Raw genomic sequence first — 24,260 nt, 5'->3', positions numbered from 1 at the left:
GGCGCCGCGCCTGATTCCGGCCGCGGTCCGCGCGCTGGGCGCGGTTCCGCAGTCCGGGGCGCGGGCGCCGCACGGGAGCTGTCGTCTCGCTCGCCGGGCCCGTGGACCGGTCCGGCGAAAGTCTTCTGGTCAGTGCGTCCGCCGGACCGGGGTGGCCCCTGGTTGATCGGCGACGCGACGACGCGTCCTACGCAGTGCCGTCCCCGGAAGTGGCCGGGGAGGCCCCGCTCTGCACCGTCGCGGTACGCAGTCCGGCAGCCGTGGGTGGAACGGCCGTGGCAGCGTCGCGGTCGGGCGCCAGCGGGTCGGTCACCGTGCCGGTCTCCTCATCGAGCAGCCCCTGCGCCAGCCTGGTCACCGCTGCGGGGACCGGCGGCGCCAGGTCGGCCGTAACCCGGAGGCCGGACAGGACGTCGTCGGGTCGAACGGCAGGTGTCAGATGCCGAACAACCAGCCGCAGTATCGCACAGGCATTGCTGTCGGGCCTATCGCTGTTGATCGAGGTGACTTCCAGCTGCGCCACCGCGCCCCGGGCGTCGAAGCTCCGCATGCCGTTCTTGGTGCGGCGCTCGACCAGCACCTCCTCGGCGGCGAGGAACGCCTCAACGGCGCGCCCGGCCTCCTCGGCGGCGACCCCGTCGAGGCGGAGCTCCCACACCGACGCCTGGAGCCGGTCGGCGAGGCCGCTGGTGTGCGCCTCCACGGCATCGGTCACGTCGAGGCCGTCCGGCAGTGACGCGTCGAGCAGGGTGCGGACGGCCTCCGGGTCGCGGTGCTCGGTGAGCTGGATCTCCAGGTACTCGGCCTCGCTGCCGGTGCCGGTCGGCGCCGCGTTGGCGTACGACACCTTGGGGTGCGGGGTGAAGCCCGCCGAATAGGCCATGGGGACCTCGGCGCGGCGCAGCGCCCGCTCGAAAGCGCGCTGGAAGTCGCGGTGGCTGGTGAACCGGAGGCGGCCGCGCTTGGTGTAGCGCAGTCGGATGCGCTGCACCGCCGGTGCGGGCGGCGGGCCTTCGGGCTGTCGCTTGCCCAGTGTTACTTCTCCTTGGTTTCAGGGCGCGGCGGATGCCGCCCCGTCCGGCTCGTCCCCGCGTGGGCGAGGACACCTCGTGCCCGGACGTCTTTACCTAGAGTACGTGCCGCGCCCCCGCCTGGTTCCCGCCGGGGCGTCCCGGCTGCCTTCCGCGGCCCCGTCCGCCCGGCGAAATCCATGCGGACGAGGGGGCCACCGTCGGCCCGGACACCGCGCTCACGCGGAGATCCAATACCGAAGTTTCTCCGCCCGGCGGTCCTCGAAAACCCCGCCGCACGCCTCGATCACGCGGCGCGAGCCGGCATTGGTGTCGTCGCAGGTCACCAGCACCGGATCGATGCCCAGCCGCCGGTGGGCGTGGGGCAGCACGGCGCGCAGCATCGCGGTGGCGTGCCCCTGGCGACGGGCGGTGGGACGCACCGCATAGCCGATGTGGCCGCCGAATTCGTGCAGGGACGGGGTGAGCTGGTGCCGGACGGTGATCCGGCCCAGGTACGCATCGTCGTCCGTACCACCAGAACGTGGACATCGGTACCGGGCCGTCGACCCGCTGGTCCGACGAGACCCCGCCGACCTCCTGGACGTACGCGGCGAAGCCCTCGGCGGAGGGCCAGCGGGTGTGCCAGGTCCGCAGTTCACGGCCGAGGCCGGAGTGCGGGGAGCGGTGTACGCCCTCCGCGCGGAACTCCGCCATGGCGGCGAGGAAGGAGGCGTGGACGCGGACCGTCGGGGCGCTCAACTGCGGGGACATGAGCGCCATTTTGCACGGGCGCACCACGCTCCGCGTACGCCGCCGGCCCGGTCCCCCATGCAAGGGGGCCGGGCCGGTGGCGTACGCGGAGCGCTACTTGACGACGGTCAGCGGAAGCAGCTTCTTGCCCGTGGGGCCGATCTGGATCTCGGTGCCCATCTGCGGGCAGACGCCGCAGTCGAAGCACGGGGTCCAGCGGCAGTCCTCGACCTCGGTCTCGTCGAGGGCGTCCTGCCAGTCCTCCCAGAGCCAGTCCTTGTCGAGACCGGAGTCGAGGTGGTCCCAGGGCAGGACCTCCTCGTAGGTGCGCTCACGGGTGGTGTACCAGTCGACGTCCACGCCGAAGTCGGGCAGCGTCTTCTCGGCGCACTCCATCCAGCGGTCGTAGGAGAAGTGCTCGCGCCAGCCGTCGAAGCGGCCGCCGCTCTCGTAGACCGCGCGGATGACCGCGCCGATCCGGCGGTCACCGCGGGAGAGCAGGCCCTCGACGATGCCCGGCTTGCCGTCGTGGTAGCGGAAGCCGATGGAGCGGCCGTACTTCTTGTCCCCGCGGATCTTGTCGCGGAGCTTGGCCAGGCGGGCGTCGGTCTCCTCGGAGGAGAGCTGCGGGGCCCACTGGAAGGGGGTGTGCGGCTTGGGGACGAAACCGCCGATGGAGACCGTGCAGCGGATGTCGTTGGACTTCGCGACCTCGCGGCCCTTGGCGATGACCTTGATGGCCATGTCCGCGATCTGCAGCACGTCGTCGTCGGTCTCGGTCGGCAGACCGCACATGAAGTAGAGCTTCACCTGGCGCCAGCCGTTGCCGTAGGCGGTGGCGACGGTCCGGATCAGGTCCTCTTCGGAGACCATCTTGTTGATGACCTTGCGGATCCGCTCGCTGCCGCCCTCGGGGGCGAAGGTCAGGCCGGAGCGGCGCCCGTTGCGGGTCAGCTCGTTGGCAAGATCGATGTTGAAGGCGTCGACGCGGGTCGACGGCAGCGACAGGCCGATCTTGTCTTCCTCGTACCGGTCGGCGAGGCCCTTGGCGACCTCGCCGATCTCGGTGTGGTCCGCGGAGGACAGCGACAACAGGCCGACCTCCTCGAATCCCGTGGCCTTCAGGCCCTTGTCCACCATGTCGCCGATGCCGGTGATGCTTCGCTCCCGTACGGGACGCGTGATCATGCCGGCCTGGCAGAAACGGCAGCCGCGGGTGCAGCCACGGAAGATCTCGACCGACATCCGCTCGTGGACGGTCTCGGCCAGGGGGACGAGGGGCTGCTTGGGGTAGGGCCACTCGTCGAGGTCCATGACGGTGTGCTTGGAGACCCGCCACGGGACGCCGGAGCGGTTCGGCACGACGCGCGCGATGCGGCCGTCGGCGAGGTACTCGACGTCGTAGAACTTGGGGACGTAGACGTTGCCGGTCCGGGCCAGCCGGAAGAGGAGCTCGTCGCGGCCGCCGGGGCGTCCCTCGGCCTTCCACTCGCGGACGATCCTGGTGATGTCCAGGACCGCCTGCTCGCCGTCGCCGATGACCGCGCAGTCGAGGAAGTCGGCGATCGGCTCGGGGTTGAAGGCGGCGTGCCCGCCGGCCAGGACCACCGGGTGGTCCTCGGTGCGGTCCTTGGCCTCCAGTGGGATGCCGGCCAGGTCCAGGGCGGTGAGCATGTTGGTGTAGCCGAGCTCGGTGGAGAAGCTCAGGCCGAACACGTCGAAGTCCCCGACCGGGCGGTGGCTGTCCACCGTGAACTGCGGCACGGCGTGCTCACGCATCAGCGCTTCGAGGTCGGGCCAGACGCTGTAGGTGCGCTCGGCGAGGACGCCCTCCTGCTCGTTGAGCACCTCGTAGAGGATCATGACGCCCTGATTGGGCAGCCCGACCTCGTAGGCGTCGGGATACATGAGCGCCCAGCGGACGTCACACGACTCCCACGGCTTGACCGTGGAGTTCAGCTCTCCGCCGACGTACTGGATCGGCTTCTGCACGTGTGGCAGCAGGGCTTCGAGCTGCGGGAAAACCGACTCGGACATCTCGAACCTTCATGGGCTGACAGGGGGCGACTCACAAGCGTAACCCGGTTGGCGCCCCCCAACCGACGGGCGCCGGTGCGGGCCGGCGGTCACACCCGCAGTGCGTCGCGGTGCTTGCGGCGGGAGACCTTGGCCCACAGGGCCGGCAGTTCCCGTTCGCGGTGGGCCGCCCGGGCCTCCTCGCGGCCGTAGAGCAGGCCGAAGGTGAAACCGCTCTCACCGGCCCGGCGGGCCTGGGCGGCCAGCTCGCGGAGGGCGGCGCGGGCCACCACGCTGTCCTGGTGGTCGCCGAGCAACTGCTGGACCTGTTTGGTGCGCCGGGTGAACGTCCGGGCGGGGCGGCCGAGCGCCGGGCTGGCCGCCTCCGCCGCGTACCGGGTGCGCTTGGCGGCCTTGCGGGCGCTGTGCAGGGCCTCGTCGCGGGCCGGGCCGGCGGGGGTGTCGAGGGCGACCTCGATGCGGCGGGCCAGGCGCCGGTAGTCCTTACGGACGACGCCGGCGACGACCCGGGGCGCGGGGCGGGCGGCGGGGCCGCGCAGCGGCGGGGCGCCGAGCAGGGCGTGCAGGTTGTCCAGGAGGGTGAGGTAGCGCGGGCCGTCAAGGGCGTCGAGGAGGCGCTCGCGGGCCCCGGCGCGGTGCCGGACCGACCAGGTGCGCAGCCGGGCCGACACCGGCCCCAGGCGCAGTGTCCGGGGCACCTCCGCCAGTGCGGCGGTGAGCCGGTCGGCGAGCACCTCCTGGTCCCGGCCGACCCCCAACTCCGCGGCCAGCCACTTGAGTTCGGCGCCGAGCGGGTCGGTCGCGGCCCGGTCGAGGACCTTGCCGTACGAGCGGAAGGCGCTGCGCAGCCGGCGGGTGGCGACCCGCATCTGGTGGACCGCGTCGGGCAGGTCGCGCCGGGCCGCCGGATCCAGTTCGACGATCGCCCGGACCTGTGCCCGGACGTAGCGGAGCACGATCTCCCCGGCGGTGCGGCCACGGCGCCCGCGGGTGCGGCCGGCGTCCTCGCCGACGGGCTGCGCGGCGCCCTCCGGTGCGGTCTCCGCCAGGGCGCGGGCCAGTTTGGACGGCGCCGCGGAGGGCCGCACCCCGGCCCCGGCCAGCACCTCTTCGACCTCGTCCAGCAGTTCCTGGCCGGCGCCACTCCCAGGAGCCAGCTCGACCTCGATCTCGTGCCAGTGGGCCCGACCCGCCGCCCCTTTTGGATGCCGCCGCTGCGCCACCACGTCGTCCACCGCGACCTCGGCGAGCAGCGCGCCGGCGGCGTCCCGGAGCTCGTGGACCGTGCGGCGGGTCCGTAGCCGTACGAGGGGGACCAGTGCGGCGCCCCGGGTGCGGGAGCGGGCCAGTGCGGTGAGGTCGGGCGGTGGGGCGTCGGCGAGCGGGGCGCGGATCTCGTCGCGGACCGAGCCGGTGATGCCGGGGAGCGCGGCCGGGAGTTTGAGGTGCCAGCCCGCGTCGGGGCCGCCGGTGCGCCGCCGCAGGGTGATGCCGTCCGCGGCGAGGCGCTGGTCGGCGGTGTCGTAGTACAGGGCGTCCAGGGTCTCGGTGCCGCGTTCCCCTACGGTCGCGACCCGGTCGACGCGGGTCAGGTCGGGCAGATCAGTGCCGACGGCCGCGTCCGTCTCGTATTTCCGCTCGATTTCCCGCACGGTGTCCGCCATGCATCGAATCTAGTCAGCCGTAACGCGCCCGACCAGACGTCCGGCGCGGGCCCCTGCCCGAGATGGGTGGCACCGCCGACTCACGGTGTCTTACGGTGTGTGACAAGCCGTCCACGCAGCGTGGTAATCGGCGCTCGATCGACACCGGGAGAAACCGTGCACCCCGATACCGCAGCCCTCGCCCGGAGCCCGCTCCGCGTCGCGGCGGGCGCCCGCCCGTACGTGCTCACGGCGCCGAGCCGACCCACCTCCCCGAAGACCGCCCGGGACTTCGTCCGGGCGGTGCTGCGGCGCGGTCCGCTCGCCACCCTGCGCGACACCGCCGTCCTGCTCACCTCGGAGGCGGTCACCCGGGCCCATCTGCGCACGCCCGGTTCCGCGGACATCCTGCTGCGGGTGGTGACCGCGGCGCACGGCCTGCGGATCAGCGTGCACGACGAGGGCGCGCAGATCGTCCCCGCGCCCGCCCGGGCCGGCGACCGGGACCCCGCGCACGGGCTGCTGCTGATCAGCCGGCTCGCCGACGACTGGGGGACGACCCCGTTCGAGGGGCCGCCGCACACCACGTCCCTGTGGTTCGAGCTGCACACCGGGCGCTGACGCCGGCTCGGGGCGGCGGGGTCAGCGGGAGGCGGAGACCGGGCGCTGGACGCGGATCGACTGCAACAGCCCGATGCCGATCCACACCGCGAACATCGAGGTGCCGCCGTAGGAGACGAACGGCAGCGGCAGACCGGTGACGGGCATGATGCCCAGGGTCATCCCGATGTTCTCGAAGGCCTGGAAGGCGAACCACGCGATGATGCCGGACGCCACGATCGTGCCGTAGAGCTCGCCGGTCTCGCGGGCGATCCGGCAGGCCCGCCACAGCACCACGCCGAGCAGGAAGATGATCAGGCCCGCGCCGAGGAAGCCCAGCTCCTCGCCGGCGACGGTGAAGATGAAGTCGGTCTGCTGTTCGGGGACGAACTGGCCGGTGGTCTGGCTGCCGTGGAAGAGGCCGGAGCCGGTCAGTCCGCCGCCGCCGATGGCGATCCGGGCCTGGTTGGTGTTGTAGCCGACGCCGGCCGGGTCCAGGCTCGGGTTGGCGAACGCGGCGAACCGGGCGATCTGGTAGGCGTCCAGCAGCCCGAGCTGCCAGATGGCGACGCAGCCGACGACGCCGGTGCCCAGCAGGCCCAGGATCCAGCGGTTGGAGCAGCCGCTGGACAGCAGCACGCCGAGGATGATGGCGCCGAGCACCATCACCGAGCCGAGGTCGGGCATCAGCAGGATCACGGCCACCGGGATGGCGGCCAGGCCCAGGGCCTGGAAGACGGTGCGGTGGTCGGGGTGCGGGCGGTCGCCGGCATCGACCCGGGCCGCCAGGATCATCGCCATGCCCAGGGTGATGGTGATCTTGGTGAATTCGGCGGGCTGGAGCGAGAAGCCGCCGGGGATCGCCAGCCAGGAGCGCGAGCCGTTGATGGTGGCGCCCAACGGCGTCAGCACCAGCATCGCCAGCACCACCGAGAGGCCGAAGAGGATCGGGACGGCGCCGCGCAGGGTGCGGTGGCCGAGCCAGATGGTGCCGGCCGCCAGGGCCATGCCGATGGCGGTGTTCAGCAGGTGGTGGACGAAGAAGAAGAACTCGTCGCCCTTGTTGAGTTCGGTGCGGTTGCGGGTGGCGGAGAAGACCAGCACCGCGCCCATCAGGGAGAGCACCAGGCAGGACAGCAGCAGTATCCAGTCCAGCTTGCGCACCACGGAGTCGCGGGCCGTCAGCCGGCCCCAGACGCTGAGGTCGGGGCCGTAGCGGCGGACGGAGAAGGTCCGGGAAAAGGGCGGTGTGGTCACTACTGAGGGCTCCCCGAGGGGGACGGCGACGGGTCGGCCGGCGGCTTGATGGACGGGGCGATGATGGTGCCGTCACTCTCAATCTTGGGCAGTGTGGCCTCCGGCTTCGGGAGCAGCGCAGCCTTCTCGTCGATCTCGCCCTTGTCGTTGACGCCGTAGAGCGCGTTGTAGATGTTGCGGACGGCCGGGCCGGAGGCGCCGGAGCCGGTGCCACCCTGGGAGATGGTCATCACGACCGTGTAGTCCTTGGTGTACGTCGCGAACCACGAGGTGGTCTGCTTGCCGTAGACCTCGGCGGTACCGGTCTTGGCGTGCATCGGGATCTTGTCCTGCGGCCAGCCCTGGAAGCGCCAGGCGGCGGTGCCCCGCTCGGTCACGCCCTGGAGCGCGGCATCGATCTGCTTGATGGTCTGCGGGGTGTCCGGCAGATGGCCGTGCGACGTGGGCTTGATCATCTGCACCGACTTGCCGTCGGGGCTGACGACGGCCTTGCCGACGGTGGGGTTGTAGAGGGTGCCGCCGTTGGAGAGGGCCGCGTAGATGGTCGCCATCTGGATCGGGGTGACGAGGGTGTCGCCCTGGCCGATGGCGTAGTTGATGGAGTCGTAGGCGTGCAGCTTCATGCCTTCGAGGCAGTTCTCCCGGGCGAGCTTGGACACGTAGTCATTGGCGTCCTTGGGGTGCGCGCACCAGCTGTCCTTGTTCGCCTTCCAGAAGGCGTTCTTCCACTGGCGGTCGGGGACCCGGCCGGTCACCTCGTTGGGCAGGTCGATGCCGGTCTCCTTGCCGAGACCGAACTGGTGGGCGGTCTTGTAGAACCAGTCGTTGGGGGTCTTGACCGGCTTGTCCCCGCCGTCCCGCTTCCACTCGTCGTGCCCGATCCGGTAGAAGACGGTGTCGCAGGAGACCTCCAGCGCGCGGCCCAGGCTGATGTCCCCCTGCGATTCGCCCTCGAAGTTCCGGAAGACCTGGCCGCCGATGCTGTACGAGCTGGTGCACGGGTAGTGGCCGTCGAAGGGGTAGCCGGCGTTGACCGCGGCGGAGGTTGAGATGACCTTGAAGATCGAGCCGGGGGCGGCCTGGCCCTGGATCGCGCGGTTGAGCAGCGGGTAGTTGGAGTCCTTGCCGGTGAGCTTGGCGTAGTCCTTGCCGGAGATCCCGCCGACCCAGGCGTTGGGGTCGTAGGTGGGGTTGGAGGCCATCGCGACCACCCGGCCGGTCTTCGCCTCCATGACGACCACGGCGCCCGAATCCGCCTTGTAGTTGGTGCCGGTGTTCCGGTCCATCTGGGCGCGGGCGTCCTTCATGGCCTGGTCGAGCTGCTTCTCCGCTATGGCCTGGACGCGGGCGTCGATGCTGGTGACCAGGGTCGCACCGGCCTGGCCCTTGTCGCTGTTGGCCTGGCCGATGACCCGGCCGAGGTTGTCGACCTCGTAGCGGGTGACGGCGGCCTTGCCGCGCAGGTAGTTGTCGTACCGCCGCTCCAGCCCGGACCGGCCCACCTGGTCGGAGCGCAGCAGTGGCGAGGGGCCGTCCTTGGCCTTCTTGATCTCCTCGTCGGTGACCGGCGAGAGGTAGCCGAGGACCTGGGCGGTGTTGGCCTTGCCGAGGGCCGGGTAGCGGCGGACGGCGGTGGGCTGGGCGCTGATGCCGGGGAAGTCCTCGGAGCGCTCGCGGATTTGCAGGGCCTGCTGGGTGGTTGCCTTGTCGGTGATCGGGATCGGCTGGTAGGGCGAGCCGTTCCAGCAGGGCTGCGGGGTCTTGGCGTCGCAGAGCCGGACCTTGTTGCGGATCTCCTGCGCCGACAGGCCGAGCACCTTGGCCAGCCGGGCGAGCACGGCCTTGCCGCCGTCCTTCATCTTCAGCAGGTCGGTGCGGCTGGCGGAGACCACCAGCCGGGTCTGGTTGTCGGCCAGCGGCACCCCGCGGGCGTCGAGGATGGAGCCGCGGGTGGCCGGGTCGATGACCTGCTGGACGTGGTTGGACCTGGCCTTGGCGGCGTACTCCTGGCCGTTGCGGATCTGGAGGTACCAGAGCCGACCGCCGAGCGTCGCCAGCAGCGAGAAGACCAGGATCTGGATGGCGATCAGCCGGATGGTGACCCGGGAGGTCTTCCCCGTCTCCGGAATGTTGCTCACAGGCGCTTGACCCCCTTGATGCCCTTGAGGCCCTTGACCCCCTTGGTGCGTCCGCCCCGGGCCGGTTTGGGCACCCGGCCGGTGCGGATCGCCTTCATCGCGTTGCGGCTGGCCTTGAGGCCGGTGCCGGTGGTGAGCCAGCCCCCGCCGGCTCCACCGGAGCGACTGCTGCCGGCGGCGTCGGTGGCCAGCGGATCGTGTTCGGTTCTGCGCGCCAGCGCCATCACCAGCGGGACGGTGAAGGGGGCGAGCAGCAGGTCGTAGAGGGTGGCGCTGAGCAGCAGACCGACCAGGCCGACGTGCCGGGCCGCGGTGTCGCCGACCAGCGAGCCGACCCCGGCGTACAGCAGCGTCGAGCCGATGGCGGCGCCGATGACGACCACCAGCGGCACGGTCGCCGAGCGGTGCTGGCCGTTGTCCGGCTTGGTCAGGCCCGCGACGTAGCCGATGACGCACAGGACCAGGGCGTAGCGGCCGATGGCGTGGTCGGCGGGCGGGGCGAGGTCGGCGAGCAGTCCCGCGCCGAAACCGATGAGCGAGCCGCCGACGTGGCCGTAGACGAGCGCCAGGCCGACTACGACCAGCATCAGCAGATCCGGTACGGCGCCCGGCAGTTGGAGTCTGGCGAGGATGCCGACCTGGATGATCAGGGCGACCACCACCAGCGGGATGGCGAGCAGGATCCGGTTGATGCGCATCGGTCAGCTCCTGGGTGAAGCGCTCGCGGAGGGGGTGGCCGTGACGGTGACCGTCGGCGTCGGCCTGGGCTTGACCGGGGGCGGCAGGACGGTGTCCCGCGGGTCCTTGCGCGGCGGCTGGACGACGACGCCGACGACGTCGAGCGAGGAGAAGGAAACGAACGGCCGGACCTGGAGGGTACGGGTCAGATCGCCGTTGAGCGGCTCGACCTTGACGACCGAGCCGACCGGTACGCCGGGCACGAACGGCTTGTCCTTGCTGGAGCCGAAGGTGACCAGCCGGTCGCCCTTCTTGACGTCGGCCCGGCCGTTGAGCAGCTGGACGCGGAGCGAGCGGACGCCCTGGCCGTTGGCGAAGCCGATCTCGTTGGTCTTCTCCATGCGGGTGCCGACGGTGAACTCCGGGTCGGCGGCGAGCAGCACGGTGGAGGTGTGCGGGGTGACGGTGGTGATCCGGCCGACCAGCCCGTCGCCGTTGAGGACGGTCATGTCGCGGGCGATGCCGTCGCGGCTGCCGGCGTCGATGGTGACGGTCCAGGAGAAGCCCTGCGCGGACCCGATGGCGATGACCTCGGCGCCCTTGATCGCGTACTGGCCGGTGGCCGCGGTCTTGAGGATCTTGTCGAGCTCGGCGGCGCGGTTGCGGTTGCGGTCGGGGGTGCCGAGCTTGAGCTTCAGGGCGGCGTTCTCGTGTTCCAACTGGCGGATGCGGCTGTGGCGCTGGTCGGAATCCCGTACGGCGCTGACGGCGTTGCCGACCGGGTTGACGACGCGGGCCACGCCGCGCTCCACCGGGCCGAAGGCGGAGGCGGCGGCTTGCCGGGCACCGTCGAGCGGGGACTGTTCACCGCCGCGGATATCGACCGTGATCAGCGCGAACGCGATCGCGACCAGCAGCACCAGCAGCAGCCGGCTCTCTCGTGTGTCCCTCACGTGCGGCGGCCGTGTCCTTCCTCGTAGGACCGGCCGGCTGCGGGCCCCGCCGGTCTCGTTCGGGGGTTGAGCATTGTGCCTTGCTGTGACGGCGCGGTGGTGAAGCGTCAAGGCGCCGTGTCTGTGGGGGCGTTGCGGTATGGGTCAGCGATCCGCCGGACGGATCGGCTGGTTGTCCAGGGTGCCCGACCCGCGCGAACGCCGTGTGACGCCCGCGCGACGGGTCGGGACCGGGTGGGTCAGCGGCGCGGCTGGGAGTCCAGGACCTGCTGGAGCGCCTCGAACTCCTCGACGCACTTGCCGGAACCGAGCGCGACGGAGTCGAGCGGGTCCTCGGCGATGTGGATGGGCATACCGGTCTCGCGGCGCAGCCGCTCGTCCAGGCCGCGGAGCAGAGCGCCGCCACCGGTGAGAACGATGCCACGGTCCATGACGTCACCGGACAGCTCCGGCGGGCACTTGTCGAGGGTCGTCTTGACCGCGTCGACGATGGAGTTGACCGGCTCCTCGATGGCCTTGCGGACCTCGGCGGCCGAGATGACGACGGTCTTGGGCAGACCGGAGACCAGGTCGCGGCCGCGGATCTCGGTGTGCTCGTCCTGTTCGAGGTCGTACGCCGAACCGATGGTGATCTTGATGGACTCGGCGGTGCGCTCGCCCAGCAGGAGGCTGTACTCCTTCTTGATGTGCTGGATGATCGCGTTGTCCAGCTCGTCGCCGGCGACCCGGATGGACTGGGCGGTGACGATGCCGCCGAGCGAGATGACCGCGACCTCGGTGGTACCGCCGCCGATGTCCACGACCATGTTGCCGGTGGCCTCGTGGACCGGCAGACCGGAGCCGATCGCGGCGGCCATCGGCTCCTCGATGATGTGCACCTGGCGGGCGCCGGCCTGGGTCGACGCCTCGATGACCGCGCGGCGCTCAACTCCCGTGATACCGGAGGGAACGCAGACCACCACCCGCGGGCGGGCCAGATAACGCCGCTTGTGGATCTTGAGGATGAAGTAGCGGAGCATCCGCTCGGTGATCTCGAAGTCGGCGATCACCCCGTCCTTCAGGGGCCGCACGGCGACGATGTTGCCGGGCGTCCGGCCGATCATCTTCTTCGCCTCGGCGCCAACGGCGAGGATGCCACCGGTGTTGGTGTTGATGGCCACGACCGACGGCTCGTTGAGGACGATGCCGCGACCCCTGACGTACACCAGCGTGTTGGCGGTCCCGAGGTCGACAGCCATGTCACGGCCGATGAACGACATGTTGTTCCCCATGAGGATACGTCTGGCCTTCCCAACTGGAGCGAATGCTTACTTTGAGGTCGGCAGGAGGTGATGCGCTGTGACGCGCGGAAGCCTCCATCGTAGTTCGTAGTGTTCCCACACGAACACGGCGGGAGGCCGTTCCGCCATTGTCAGCCGTACACGCACCCGCCCCCCTTAATGGTGACGTCGTGTCGCGGGAACGCGTTCCCCCGCTCGCGGCGAATACACCGAGGGGCGACCGATGATTTCACCGGTCGCCCCTGGTCACAAGGGGGTTGGCTGCTGACTTCTGATCAGGAAATGCCGGGGAAGAAAATCTTGATCTCGCGCTCGGCGGACTCTTCGGAATCCGAGGCGTGGATGAGATTTTCTCGGGTGATCGTTCCGAAGTCCCCACGAATGGACCCACTCGGCGCGGCAATCGGGTCAGTCGGACCAGCCAGCGCGCGGACGCCCTCGATGACCCGCTCGCCCTCGACGACCAGCGAGACGACCGGCCCGGAGGACATGAACTCCACCAGCGGCTCGTAGAAGGGCTTGCCGACGTGCTCGGCGTAGTGCTGCTCCAGCACCTCGCGGTCGAGGGTGCGCAGCTCCAGCGCGGTGATCGTCCAGTTGGCCTTGCGCTCGATACGGCGGACGATCTCGCCGATCAGACCGCGCTTGACGGCGTCGGGCTTGAGGAGGACGAGGGTGCGCTGGCTCACGGAGGGACTCCCTGTATATGACGACGGTCAGCGGCGCCAGGCTATCGCCTGGACACGGGGCGGACGTTGCCGGGTGCAACCGCCGTACGCACCGCCTGCGGCGGGTGGAGAGCCGCTGCGCGGAGCTGCCCGGCCGCGGCGGGGGGCCGGACTGCTGCGCTCGACCGTCCGGCACACCCCACCCCGCTGACCCGTCCCGCCCGTGGTGGGTGGGGAAGAAACAGGGCCGTGGTGTCAGCCGGCCGCCGCCGGCTCGGCCTCGGCCGCGAAGCGGGCCTTCGCCTCGTCGATCTTGCGGCCGAAGTGGACCGACGCCCACCACAGGGCGCCGAAGACCGCGCCGAGGAAGAACATCGAGGGGACGACCAGGCCGCTGGCGATCAGCGCGATCTGCAGCGCCCAGCCCAGCTGGACCCCGCCGGGCCGGGACAGCATCCCGCACAGCAGCAGGCTCAGCAGCATCCCGATACCGCTAACGATCCAGATGGTGGCCCGGGAGATGTCGGTCAGCTGCATCGCGACCAGGCCGGCGAAGCCGATCACGAAGAACTCGCCTATCAAGGTGCTGGCACACAGCGTGCGCATGGTCAGTTCCTTCCCAGGAGCAGCCGGGCCTCGCCGACCGTGATCACCGAGCCGGTCACCAGGACACCGGCGCCGGCGAACTCGCCCTCTTCCTCGGCGAGGGTGATCGCCGCCTCCAGGGCGTCGTCCAGCCGCGGCTCGACCTGGACCCGCTCGGCGCCGAAGATCTCCACGGCGATCGCGGCCAGCTCGTCCGGATCCATCGCACGCTGGCTGGAATTACGCGTCACCACGACCTCGGCGAAGATCGGCTCGAACGCCTCCAGGACGCCCCGGACGTCCTTGTCCTCGCTGGCGCCGACGACCCCGATCAGTCGGCTGAAATCGAACGCCTCGGTGACCGCCTCGGCCGCCGCCCGCGCGCCGCCCGGGTTGTGCGCGGCGTCCAGCACCACCGTGGGGCTGCGCCGGACCACCTCCAGCCGGCCGGGCGAGCTGACCGAAGCGAACCCGGAGCGGATGGTGTCGATGTCCAGGGTGCGGGCATGGCCCGCGCCGACGCCGAAGAACGCCTCGACGGCGGCGAGCGCGACCGCGGCGTTGTGCGCCTGGTGGGCGCCGTGCAGCGGGAGGAAGACCTCCGGGTACTCGCCGCCCAGCCCGCGCAGGGTCAGCATCTGGCCGCCGACCGCCACCTCACGAGAGAGCACGCCGAACTCCATGCCCTCGCGGGCAACCGTGGCGTCCACCTCGACGGCGCGCTTGAGCATCACCGAGGCCGCGTCCACCGGCTGCTGGGCCAGGACGACGGTGGCGTCCTTCTTGATGATCCCGGACTTCTCCAGGGCGATCTGCTCGGGCGTCTCGCCCAGCCGGTCGGTGTGGTCCAGCGAGATCGGGGTGATCACGGCGACGTCGCCGTCGATGACGTTGGTCGCGTCCCAGGTGCCGCCCATGCCGACCTCGACGACCGCGACGTCCACCGGGGCGTCGGCGAACGCGGCGTACGCCATCGCCGTGAGCACCTCGAAGAACGACAGGCGGTATTCCTGCTGCCCGTCGACCATCTCCACGTACGGCGCGATGTCGCGGTAGGTCTCGATGAAGCGCTCGGCGGAGATGGGGCTGCCGTCCAGGCTGATCCGCTCGGTGACGGACTGGACGTGCGGGCTGGTGTAGCGGCCGGTGCGCAGCTCGAAGCCGGCGAGCAGGGCCTCGATCATGCGGGCCGTGCTGGTCTTGCCGTTCGTCCCCGTGATGTGGATGGACGGGTAGGCGCGCTGCGGCGAGCCCAGGATGTCCAGGAGTGCGGCGATGCGCTCGATCGACGGGTCGAGTTTGGTCTCGCCCCAGCGGCCGCCCAGCTCCTCCTCCACGGCGCGCAGCGCGCGGTCGACCTCCGGGTCGGCGGGCCGGGCCGGGACCTGGTCCCCCTGCGGCGGTCCGGCCTGCGCGCGCAAGGTCCGGCTACCGGCCTCGATCACCGCGAGGTCGGGGTCACGTTGCGTCTCGGCCTCGACCATCTCCTCGAAGGCGTCGGTCGGGTCGGGAGTCGGGTCGGGATCGTCGTTCTGGGGGCGCTCGCTCACGACGACAAGTCTACGAGGCGCCACCGACAACGGGCCGTCGCCGCCCCCGCGCCGCCACTCCCCCGCCCCCGAGCCCCTCCGCCCCCGTCCCGAGCCCGTCCCGCCCCCGCGCCGATCAGGACAGCGCCGCCTGCATCATCGCCTTGGCGATCGGGGCCGCCAGGCCGTTGCCGGAGACCTCGTTGCGGGCCGCGTGCCCGTCCTCGACCATCACGGCGACCGCGACCTGGTGGCCCTTGCCGTCGTCCGCATACGAGACGAACCAGGCATACGGGGTGCCGCTGTTGTCGACGCCGTGCTGGGCGGTGCCGGTCTTGCCGCCGACGGTCACTCCGTCGATCTTCGCGTTGGACCCGGTTCCCTTGTCCACGACCGTCTGCATCGCGGAGCGCAGCTGGGCGGCGGTCCGGCTCGACATCGCCTTGCGGTAGGTCTTCGGGGAGTTCTGCTGGACGGTGTTGCCGCCGCCGTCGGTGAGCTTGTCGACCAGCTGCGGGGTCTTCAGGTCGCCGCCGCCCGCGATCGCCGAGGCGACCATCGCCATCTGGAGCGGGGTGGCCTGGTCGTTGAACTGGCCGATGCCGGAGAGCGCGGTCTGCGCCTGGTCCATCTCCGTCGGGTAGACGCTCTTGGCGGCGCGCACCGGGACGTCCACCTTGGCGTCGTTGAAACCGAACTTCTCGGCCTGCGCCGCGACCTTGTCCTTGCCCAGGTCGACGGCGATCTTCGCGAAGACGGTGTTGCAGGAGTACTGGAGCGCGGTGCGGATGGTGGCGTTCTTGCAGGGCGCCGAGGCGCTCTCGTTGGTCAGCTGGGTGCGGGTGTTGGGGAGGGTGTACGGGTCGGGGCTGTCGGTGGGCTGGTCCACCGAGGAGTACAGGCCGTTCTCCAGCGCGGCGGCGGCGACCACCAGCTTGAAGGTGGAGCCGGGCGGCAGCGGCTGGCGCAGCGCGCGGTTGAGGTTCGGCTGGCCGGCGTCGTTCGTCAGCGCCTGCCACGCCTTCTGGTCCGCGGTGCCGGACCCGGCGAACTTCCCCGGGTCGTACGACGGGGTGCTGACCATGCCCAGGATCCGGCCGGTCGCCGGGTCCAGCGCGATGGCCGCGCCGGTCTTGTCGCCGAGCGCCTGGTAACCAGCCTTCTGCACCTTGGGGTCGATGCTGGTGGCCACGTCGCCGCCCTTGGGGCGCTCGTGCAGCAGGGTGTCGGCGGGGTTCTGGAGCCGGCTGTCGCTGCCGCCGAGCAGGTCGCCGTAGAGGCTCTCCAGCTGGGTGCTGCCGAAGATCTGCGAGGAGAAGCCGGTGACCGGGGCGTAGAGCGGGCCGTCCTGGTAGGTCCGCTTGTACTTCAGGGAGGAGGAGGTGGCGGCGGATCCGGTGACCGGCTGGCCGTCGACGAGGATGTTGCCCAGGGGCGCGGAGTACTTGGCGATGTTCACCCGCGGGTTGTGCGGGTCCTCCCGGTAGTCACTGGCCTTGGCACCCTGGATCCACGTGGCCCAGCCCATCAGTGCCAGGATCAGTGCGAGGCAGAAGACCGAGACCCGTCGCAGGGGTTTGTTCATGGGGCGCGGCTCCTCGGTGCTGGGGGCGGGACCGGACATGCGTTTCCGTCGGAACTCCGGCATTCCGGTTCACGGTGCCTCGCCTTCATGAGAGCGTCATGAGAACCGCGTTGCACCTGGATGTGAGCGATCGGACCATCGGGCGGGACAACCTTTCCGCCGCCCGGTGCCCTCTTGCACGGCGGGGTCTGGAATGGTCCGTACCGCGACCACCGTGGTCATCGCAAAGAGTCAGGAAAGCAGGAGCTGAAGAGGCGTGCCGGCAATCAGTCAGCGGATGCATTTGGTGCTGCTCACCGCATGGACCGTGCTGTGGTTCTTGATCGTGGAACCGCACGGCGGCTTCTCCTGGCACTATCTGCGCACCGGCGGCGAACTCATCTACCAGGGCAGCGCCGGTGACGGCACCGGCGGCCTCAACCTCTACGCGCACCACCCCGAGCTCCAGATGGGGCCGATCAGCTTCCTGACCGCCGGGCTGTTCAACCCGTTCCCGGAGGCCACCGGGCAGTTCCTCGCCGCGGCGCTGATGTCCGCGCTGGGCCTGGTCATCCTGGTGCTGGCGGGCCGCAGCGCGGCCCATCACTTCCTGGGCACCGGCACCAACCACCAGCGGCTGCGGCAGCGGGTGCTGATCGCCGGGCTGGCCTTCATCCCGATGTGGATCGAGGTCGCGGTCCGCTTCGGGCACCTCGACGACGTCCTGGCACTGTTCTTCACCGCCCTCGCGGTCCGCGCCGTCACCCGCGGCAACGCCGCCCTGACCGGCGCGTTCCTGGCACTGGCGATGGACTCCAAGCCGACCGCGCTGGCCTTCGTCCCGCTGCTGCTGGCGCTCCCCCGGGACAAGTGGCTCAAGGCCGGCCTGTGGTGCGCGGGGCTGGTCGCCGTCGCCTGGCTGCCGTTCTTCCTCGGCGACGCCCAGTCCTTCGCCGCCGCCAAGTTCGCCATCCCCAACCAGCCGGCGTCCGCGCTGCGCTGGCTGGGCGCCGACGACCCCGAGACGCCCGGCTGGGTCCGTCCCGCGCAGTTCGCCCTCGGGCTGGTGCTGGGCGGGCTCGCGGTCTGGCGGGGCCGCTGGGCGGCCGTGGTGCTGCTCGGCGCCAACGCCCGGATCGTCCTGGACCCCAGCGTCTACACCTACTACACCGCGTCGGTGCTGCTCGGCACGTTGCTGTGGGACGTCATCGGGCAGCGCCGCCTGGTGCCCTGGTGGAGCTGGCTGGCGCTGCTCGTCCTCTACGGCAGCGTCTTCGCCGTCCCCGACGATTCGGTGCGGGGCCTGATCCGGCTGGCGTTCGTGGCCGCCTCCACTGCGTACGTCCTGCTGTGGCCGGTCCGGGAGCGCGGCGACCGCGGCGGGCGGCGGGGACGACGCAGGCCCCCCGCCCGTACGGACGAGGGACCTACGGAGGAAGCCGAGGAGCCCAGCGCGTGGCCGGCGCCGCCGACTACGCCGTGGGCAGGGCCGCCAACTGCGCGGTGATCCGCTCGATATCGGCCTCGGCGCCCGCCTTGCGTGTCCGGATCTTCTCCTTGACCTGCTCGGGGGCCTTGGCGAGGAACGCCTCGTTGCCGAGCTTGGCGGTGGTCTGCGCCAGCTCCTTCTCGGCCACCGCCAGGTCCTTCGTCAGCCGCTTGCGCTCCGCCTCGACGTCGATCGCACCGGACAGGTCCAGGGCGACCGTCGCGCCGGCGACCGGCAGCGACGCGGTGGCGGTGAAGCCCTCGTCGGCCGGCTGGAGGCGCAGCAGCGAGCGCATCGCGGCCTCGTGCGGCGCCAGTGCCGTACCGGTCAGGTCCAGCCGCGCGGGGACCTTCTGGCCCGGCTGGAGGCCCTGGTCGGAGCGGAACCGGCGGACCTCGGTGACGATCTGCTGAACGGTCTCGATCTCCCGCTCGGCCGCCGCGTCCCGGAAGCCCGAGTCGCCGGGCCACTCGGCGATGACGACCGACTCTCCGCCGGTCAGCGTCGTCCACAGGGTCTCGGTGACGAACGGCACGACCGGGTGCAGCAGTCGCAGGGTGACGTCCAGGACCTCGCCCAGCACCCGGCGTGAGGCGTCGGCGGCCGGCCCGCCCGCCATGAACGTCGTCTTGGACAGCTCGACGTACCAGTCGAAGACCTCGTCCCAGGCGAAGTGGAAGAGGGTGTCCGACAGCTTGGCGAACTGGTAGTCGTCGTAGTACGCGTCGACCTCGGCGACGACCGAGTTGAGCCGGGAGAGGATCCACCGGTCGGTCGCGGACAGCGCTTCCGCGGGCGGCAGGTCGCCCTCCACCGTCGCGCCGTTCATCAGCGCGAAGCGGGTGGCGTTCCAGATCTTGTTGGCGAAGTTGCGGGAGCCCTGGACCCAGTCCTCACCGATCGGCACGTCGACGCCCGGGTTGGCGCCGCGGGCGAGGGTGAAGCGGACCGCGTCCGAACCGTAGGTGTCCATCCAGTCCAGCGGGTTGACCGCGTTCCCGAAGGACTTGGACATCTTCTTGCCGAACTGGTCACGGACCATGCCGTGCAGCGCGATGGTGTGGAACGGCGGGGTGCCGTCCATCGCGTACAGCCCGAACATCATCATCCGGGCGACCCAGAAGAAGAGGATGTCGTAGCCGGTGACCAGGACCGAGTTCGGGTAGAACTTCTCGACGCTCGGGGTCTGCTCGGGCCAGCCCAGCGTGGAGAACGGCCACAGACCGGACGAGAACCACGTGTCGAGGACGTCGGTGTCCTGGTGCCAGCCCTCGCCGGTGGGCGCCTCGTCGTCGGGTCCGACGCAGACGACCTCGCCGTTCGGCCCGTACCAGACCGGGATGCGGTGGCCCCACCACAGCTGCCGCGAGATGCACCAGTCGTGGAGGTTGTCGACCCAGCCGAAGTACCGGGACTCCATCTCCTTGGGGTGGATCGCGACCTTGCCCTCGCGGACCGCGTCACCGGCCGCCTTGGCCAGCGGGCCGACCTTGACCCACCACTGCATCGACAGCCGCGGCTCGATGGTGGTCTTGCACCGCGAGCAGTGCCCGACGGAGTGGGTGTACGGGCGCTTCTCGGCGACGATCCGGCCCTCGGCGCGCAGCGCACCGACGATCGCCGACCGGGCCTCGAAGCGGTCCAGCCCCTGGAACGGGCCGTGCGCGGTGATCACGCCGCGCTCGTCGAGGACGGACAGGTTGGTCAGGTCGTGCCGCCGGCCGATCTCGAAGTCGTTCGGGTCGTGCGCCGGGGTGACCTTGACCGCACCCGTGCCGAACTCCGGGTCGACGTGCTCGTCCGCGACGACCGGGATCCGGCGGCCGGTCAGCGGCAGCTCGATCTCGGTGCCGACGAGGTGGGCGTACCGCTCGTCCTCGGGGTGGACGGCGACCGCGGTGTCACCGAGCATCGTCTCAGCGCGGGTGGTGGCGACGACGATCGAAGTGTCCCCCTCGCCGTAGCGGATCGAGACCAGCTCGCCGTCGTCGTCCTGGTACTCCACCTCGATGTCGGAGATGGCGGTCAGGCAGCGCGGGCACCAGTTGATGATGCGCTCGGCGCGGTAGATCAGCTCGTCGTCGTAGAGCCGCTTGAAGATCGTCTGGACGGCCTTGGAGAGGCCCTCGTCCATCGTGAACCGCTCACGGGACCAGGCGACGCCGTCGCCCAGGCGCCGCATCTGTCCCGAGATCTGGCCACCGGACTCGTTCTTCCACTGCCAGACGCGCTCGACGAACGCCTCACGCCCCAGGTCGTGCCGCGACACGCCCTCCTTGGCGAGTTCGCGCTCGACCACGTTCTGGGTAGCGATGCCCGCATGGTCCATGCCCGGCTGCCAGAGCGTCTCGTAGCCCTGCATCCGCTTGCGGCGGGTGAGGGCGTCGATCAGCGTGTGCTCGAAGGCGTGGCCCAGGTGCAGGGAACCGGTGACGTTCGGCGGGGGGATGACGACGGTGTACGGCGGCTTCTCGCTCTTCTCGTCCGCCTCGAAGTAGCCCCGCTCTACCCAGCGCTCGTACAGCGGCCCCTCTACATCGGCCGGCGTGTACTGAGTCGGCAGTTCGGGGACGCTGTTCTGGGGCTGCTGAGTGTTCTCGGTCACGACGGACAGTGTACGGGCGCCCATGTAGCAGCTTCGAATCGGTTTCGCCCCCGGGGCACCGGCTGTCAGCGGCGTCGTACAGGATGTCGGCAGCGCATAAACACGCGCTCGGATGTCACCCGCGGCATCCCGGCGTCACCAGCAGTCACGAGGGGAACCGCTCCATGAGCTACAACCAGCCGCCTCCGGGTCCGTACGGGCAACAGCCTCAGCAGCCGGGTCCGTACGGCCAGCCACAGCCGCCCGCCCCGCAGCCCGGCTACGGCTACCCGCAGCAGGGCGGCCAGGTGCCTCCCCAGCAGGGCTACGGCTACCCGCAGCAAGCCCCGCAGCAGCAATTCCCGCAGCAGGCCCCACAGCCGCAGTTCCCGCAGCAGGCCGCGCAGCCGCCCTACGGTCAGCCCCAGCAGCCCAACTACGGCCAGCAGCCCCCCTTCGGCGGCCAGCAGACGCCCTACGGGATGATCCCCCAGGAGTCGGAGTCCGGCGGCGGCAACGGCAAGAAGATCGGCCTGATCATCGGCGCGGTCGCGGTGGTAGCGGCGATCGGCGTCGGCGCGTACTTCGTCTTCGGCTCGGGCAGCAAGGTCAAGCCGTACACCATCGCGCTGCCGGACAGCCTGCTGAGCGGGCAGTTCCAGAAGGACACGACGGGCGGCGCGGGCAGCACCGAGGACATCTCCAAGGACAAGGAAGTCAAGGCGCTCGGCATCACCGACGGCAAGGGCGTCCAGGGCAAGTACAAGGACACCAGCGGACTGGCGATGCAGGTGATCGGCCTCTACGGGAACGTCGGCGACCCGCAGGGCACGGTGACCCAGATGTTCGCCAAGATCGACGAGAACATCAAGAAGGACTCCCGCGGCGGCAAGATCGAGGACGTCACGCCGGTCACGGAGTACTCGCCCAGCGGCTTCGACGGCGATGTGATGAAGTGCCGGACGCAGAAGGTCACCGTCTCGGCGGGCGGCATGACCGTGCCGATCACCGCGTCCACCTGCATCTGGGGCGACAACAGCGCCATCGGCGTCGTGCAGCAGATGGCCGCGCCCAACCCCAACGGCGGCTCCGCCACCACTCCCGGCGCCAAGGAACTGGCCGACAAGACCGTCAAGGTCCGCAACGAGGTCCGCAAGGTGAAGTAGCAACCCCCCGGCACCTGAAGGTGCAAGCGCTCGACGAGGAGCTCGTCCCCGTCGAGCGCTTTTCGTTCGCAGGTGGCGACCCGCCGATCCCCGCCACCAACAGGACCGCCCGGCAGCGGAGCTGCTGCCGGGCGGTCCTGTTGGACGATCGGTGACGCGTCTACGCGCTCTTCTCCTGGGGTTCGCCCGAGTCGCCGCGGGTGCGCGGGACCAGGGTCGGGTTGACGTTGGAGTGCACCACGTCCGCGGTGATCACGACGCGGGCGACGTCCTTGCGGGACGGGATCTCGTACATCACCGCCTGGAGGACCTCCTCCATGATGGCGCGCAGACCGCGGGCGCCGGTGCCACGGAGGATGGCCTGGTCGGCGATGGCCTCCAGGGCCGGGCGGTCGAAGTCCAGCTCCACGCCGTCGAGTTCGAAGAGCCGCTGGTACTGCTTGACCAGGGCGTTGCGCGGCTCGACGAGGATCTGGAGGAGCGCCTCGCGGTCGAGGTTGTGGACCGAGGTGAGGACGGGGAGACGACCGATGAACTCCGGGATCATCCCGAACTTCACCAGGTCCTCCGGCATCACGTCCTGGAGCTGGTCCTTGGACTCGATCTCGCGCTTGGAACGGATCGTGGCGCCGAAGCCGATGCCCTTGGCGCCGGACCGGGCCTCGATGATCTTCTCCAGGCCGGCGAAGGCACCGCCGACGATGAACAGCACGTTGGTGGTGTCGATCTGGATGAATTCCTGGTGCGGGTGCTTACGGCCGCCCTGCGGCGGGACCGAGGCGGTGGTGCCCTCCAGGATCTTCAGCAGGGCCTGCTGGACGCCCTCGCCGGAGACGTCCCGGGTGATCGACGGGTTTTCGCTCTTCCGGGCGACCTTGTCGATCTCGTCGATGTAGATGATCCCGGTCTCGGCCTTCTTGATGTCGAAGTCCGCGGCCTGGATCAGCTTGAGGAGGATGTTCTCGACGTCCTCACCGACATAGCCGGCCTCGGTCAGAGCTGTCGCATCGGCAAAGGCGAAGGGGACGTTGAGCATCCGGGCGAGGGTCTGCGCGAGCAGGGTCTTGCCGGAGCCGGTGGGGCCAAGCAGCAGGATGTTGGACTTGGCCAGCTCGATGCCCTCGTCGCCGCGGCTCGGGCTGTTCTCGCCCGCCTGGACGCGCTTGTAGTGGTTGTACACGGCCACGGAGAGCGCCTTCTTGGCGGGCTCCTGGCCGACGACGTAGCCGTTGAGGAACTCGTAGATCTCGCGGGGCTTGGGGAGTTCCTCCCAGCGCACCTCGGAGGTCTCGGCGAGCTCTTCCTCGATGATCTCGTTGCAGAGATCGATGCACTCGTCGCAGATGTACACACCAGGTCCCGCGATGAGCTTCTTCACCTGCTTCTGGCTCTTTCCGCAGAACGAGCACTTGAGCAGGTCGCCGCCGTCACCGATGCGTGCCACGAGGTGAATCCCCTTCGCCTGGGATCCGCATTGCTCCGCGGACCCGGGTGCTTGCCTATCGACGGTACCTTGCCGGGCCCCCCGTACGGGCCCCCCTTGAACCGACTCGGTTCACTCGGTCCAAGGGGGCAACACTCCGGCGCAATTCGCGAAGATCGCGATCAGACCGAGACGGAGCTCTTCCGCGTCGAGACGATCTGGTCGACCAGACCGTACGCCAGGGACTCCTCGGCGGTCAGGATCTTGTCACGCTCGATGTCCTCGCGGATCTTCTCGATCGGCGTGGACGAGTGCTTGGCCAGCATCTCCTCCAGCTGCGTGCGCATCCGCTGGATCTCGCGGGCGGCGATCTCCAGGTCGGAGACCTGGCCACGGCCGGTCTCGCTGAAGGGCTGGTGGATCAGGACCCGGGCGTTGGGCAGCGCCATGCGCTTGCCCGGGGTGCCGGCCGCCAGCAGCACGGCCGCGGCGGAGGCCGCCTGACCCATGCAGACCGTCTGGATGTCGGGCTTGACGAACTGCATCGTGTCGTAGATCGCCGTCAGCGCCGTGAAGGAGCCACCGGGGCTGTTGATGTAGACCGAGATGTCGCGGTCCGGGTCCATCGACTCCAGGCACAGCAGCTGCGCCATGACGTCGTTGGCGGAGGCGTCATCGACCTGCACCCCGAGGAAGATCACCCGCTCCTCGAAGAGCTTCGCGTACGGGTCGTACTCGCGCACGCCCTGCGAAGTGCGCTCGACGAAGCGCGGAACGATGTAGCGGGACTCCGCGGGCATACCGGAGAACTCGGCCTGCGGGCGCTCGTAGAGACCGCTTCCGGGGAAGTTGTTCATCTGGAGGTTCACCGTCCTGGTGGCGAAAAGAGGGCTGGGGGTCGAC

The 24,260-nt window shown here is 70.3% G+C and carries 19 protein-coding genes; 3 read left to right on the top strand and 16 right to left on the bottom strand.

What is annotated here, in order from left to right; translation table 11 throughout:
- Window positions 1-187: 187 nt before the first annotated feature.
- The 4 genes from ACO0M4_RS25105 to ACO0M4_RS25090 form a co-directional block, all read right to left on the bottom strand.
- A complete protein-coding gene (locus tag ACO0M4_RS25105; protein ID WP_430373169.1) occupies window positions 188-991 on the bottom strand; it encodes a TIGR03936 family radical SAM-associated protein in 804 nt (267 codons plus the stop codon).
- Between the two features lie 258 nt (window positions 992-1,249).
- A complete protein-coding gene (locus ACO0M4_RS25100; RefSeq protein ID WP_430373168.1) occupies window positions 1,250-1,672 on the bottom strand; it encodes a GNAT family N-acetyltransferase in 423 nt (140 codons plus the stop codon).
- A 205-nt stretch (window positions 1,673-1,877) separates the two neighbouring features.
- Complete coding sequence (locus tag ACO0M4_RS25095) at window positions 1,878-3,800, bottom strand: TIGR03960 family B12-binding radical SAM protein (RefSeq protein ID WP_430373167.1); 1,923 nt, start codon at window positions 3,798-3,800, stop codon at window positions 1,878-1,880.
- Window positions 3,801-3,889: 89 nt separating this feature from the next.
- The gene (locus ACO0M4_RS25090; protein WP_430373166.1) at window positions 3,890-5,464 is read right to left on the bottom strand and encodes a CHAD domain-containing protein; all 1,575 of its coding nucleotides are present in this window, start codon (window positions 5,462-5,464) and stop codon (window positions 3,890-3,892) included.
- A gap of 156 nt (window positions 5,465-5,620) precedes the next feature.
- On the opposite strand from ACO0M4_RS25090, the gene ACO0M4_RS25085 reads away from it, so the two are divergent.
- Window positions 5,621-6,064, top strand: coding sequence for an ATP-binding protein (locus ACO0M4_RS25085; RefSeq protein WP_430373165.1), 444 nt, complete (start codon window positions 5,621-5,623; stop codon window positions 6,062-6,064).
- A 21-nt stretch (window positions 6,065-6,085) separates the two neighbouring features.
- Here ACO0M4_RS25085 and ACO0M4_RS25080 read toward each other — a convergent pair whose 3' ends face one another.
- The 9 genes from ACO0M4_RS25080 to ACO0M4_RS25040 form a co-directional block, all read right to left on the bottom strand.
- Window positions 6,086-7,300, bottom strand: coding sequence for an FtsW/RodA/SpoVE family cell cycle protein (locus tag ACO0M4_RS25080; RefSeq protein ID WP_430373164.1), 1,215 nt, complete (start codon window positions 7,298-7,300; stop codon window positions 6,086-6,088).
- Window positions 7,300-9,438 carry a penicillin-binding protein 2 gene (gene mrdA, locus ACO0M4_RS25075; protein ID WP_430373163.1) on the bottom strand — a complete coding sequence of 713 codons (2,139 nt, stop codon included), beginning with the start codon at window positions 9,436-9,438 and terminating at the stop codon, window positions 7,300-7,302. The genes ACO0M4_RS25080 and mrdA overlap by 1 nt, the downstream gene beginning before the upstream one ends.
- Window positions 9,435-10,136, bottom strand: coding sequence for a rod shape-determining protein MreD (gene mreD, locus ACO0M4_RS25070; RefSeq protein WP_430373162.1), 702 nt, complete (start codon window positions 10,134-10,136; stop codon window positions 9,435-9,437). Before mreD ends, mrdA begins: the two co-directional genes overlap by 4 nt.
- A 3-nt stretch (window positions 10,137-10,139) precedes the next feature.
- The gene (gene mreC, locus ACO0M4_RS25065) at window positions 10,140-11,069 is read right to left on the bottom strand and encodes a rod shape-determining protein MreC (protein WP_430373161.1); all 930 of its coding nucleotides are present in this window, start codon (window positions 11,067-11,069) and stop codon (window positions 10,140-10,142) included.
- A 239-nt stretch (window positions 11,070-11,308) separates the two neighbouring features.
- Window positions 11,309-12,328 carry a rod shape-determining protein gene (locus tag ACO0M4_RS25060; RefSeq protein WP_003985182.1) on the bottom strand — a complete coding sequence of 340 codons (1,020 nt, stop codon included), beginning with the start codon at window positions 12,326-12,328 and terminating at the stop codon, window positions 11,309-11,311.
- Window positions 12,329-12,624: 296 nt separating this feature from the next.
- The gene (gene ndk, locus ACO0M4_RS25055; RefSeq protein WP_100603173.1) at window positions 12,625-13,038 is read right to left on the bottom strand and encodes a nucleoside-diphosphate kinase; all 414 of its coding nucleotides are present in this window, start codon (window positions 13,036-13,038) and stop codon (window positions 12,625-12,627) included.
- Between the two features lie 234 nt (window positions 13,039-13,272).
- Window positions 13,273-13,623 carry a DUF4233 domain-containing protein gene (locus tag ACO0M4_RS25050; protein WP_430373160.1) on the bottom strand — a complete coding sequence of 117 codons (351 nt, stop codon included), beginning with the start codon at window positions 13,621-13,623 and terminating at the stop codon, window positions 13,273-13,275.
- A gap of 2 nt (window positions 13,624-13,625) precedes the next feature.
- On the bottom strand, window positions 13,626-15,152 hold the full coding sequence (gene folC, locus ACO0M4_RS25045; protein ID WP_430373159.1) for a bifunctional tetrahydrofolate synthase/dihydrofolate synthase: 1,527 nt from the start codon (window positions 15,150-15,152) through the stop codon (window positions 13,626-13,628).
- 115 nt (window positions 15,153-15,267) lie between these two features.
- Window positions 15,268-16,716: a peptidoglycan D,D-transpeptidase FtsI family protein gene (locus ACO0M4_RS25040; RefSeq protein WP_430373158.1), complete on the bottom strand. Its 1,449-nt coding sequence runs from the start codon at window positions 16,714-16,716 to the stop codon at window positions 15,268-15,270.
- Between the two features lie 277 nt (window positions 16,717-16,993).
- Here ACO0M4_RS25040 and ACO0M4_RS25035 point away from each other — a divergent pair, with 277 nt between their 5' ends.
- Window positions 16,994-18,202 carry a hypothetical protein gene (locus ACO0M4_RS25035; protein WP_430373930.1) on the top strand — a complete coding sequence of 403 codons (1,209 nt, stop codon included), beginning with the start codon at window positions 16,994-16,996 and terminating at the stop codon, window positions 18,200-18,202.
- Here the strand turns inward: ACO0M4_RS25035 and ACO0M4_RS25030 are convergent.
- Window positions 18,168-20,789, bottom strand: a complete 2,622-nt coding sequence (locus ACO0M4_RS25030; RefSeq protein ID WP_430373157.1) for a valine--tRNA ligase — start codon at window positions 20,787-20,789, stop codon at window positions 18,168-18,170. The two genes, ACO0M4_RS25035 and ACO0M4_RS25030, sit on opposite strands and share 35 nt — an antisense overlap.
- Before the next feature lie 164 nt (window positions 20,790-20,953).
- Between ACO0M4_RS25030 and ACO0M4_RS25025 the strand changes: the two genes are divergently transcribed.
- Window positions 20,954-21,934: a hypothetical protein gene (locus ACO0M4_RS25025; RefSeq protein ID WP_430373156.1), complete on the top strand. Its 981-nt coding sequence runs from the start codon at window positions 20,954-20,956 to the stop codon at window positions 21,932-21,934.
- Between the two features lie 160 nt (window positions 21,935-22,094).
- Here ACO0M4_RS25025 and clpX read toward each other — a convergent pair whose 3' ends face one another.
- Complete coding sequence (clpX, locus tag ACO0M4_RS25020; RefSeq protein ID WP_390024386.1) at window positions 22,095-23,378, bottom strand: ATP-dependent Clp protease ATP-binding subunit ClpX; 1,284 nt, start codon at window positions 23,376-23,378, stop codon at window positions 22,095-22,097.
- Between the two features lie 161 nt (window positions 23,379-23,539).
- A complete protein-coding gene (locus tag ACO0M4_RS25015) occupies window positions 23,540-24,214 on the bottom strand; it encodes an ATP-dependent Clp protease proteolytic subunit (RefSeq protein WP_390024388.1) in 675 nt (224 codons plus the stop codon).
- Between the last annotated feature and the right edge of the window lie 46 nt (window positions 24,215-24,260).

Origin of the sequence: Streptomyces sp. RGM 3693 (genome assembly GCF_050471125.1) — a bacterium.
GTDB lineage: Bacteria > Actinomycetota > Actinomycetes > Streptomycetales > Streptomycetaceae > Streptomyces.
This window is presented reverse-complemented; position numbering and strand designations above follow the sequence as displayed.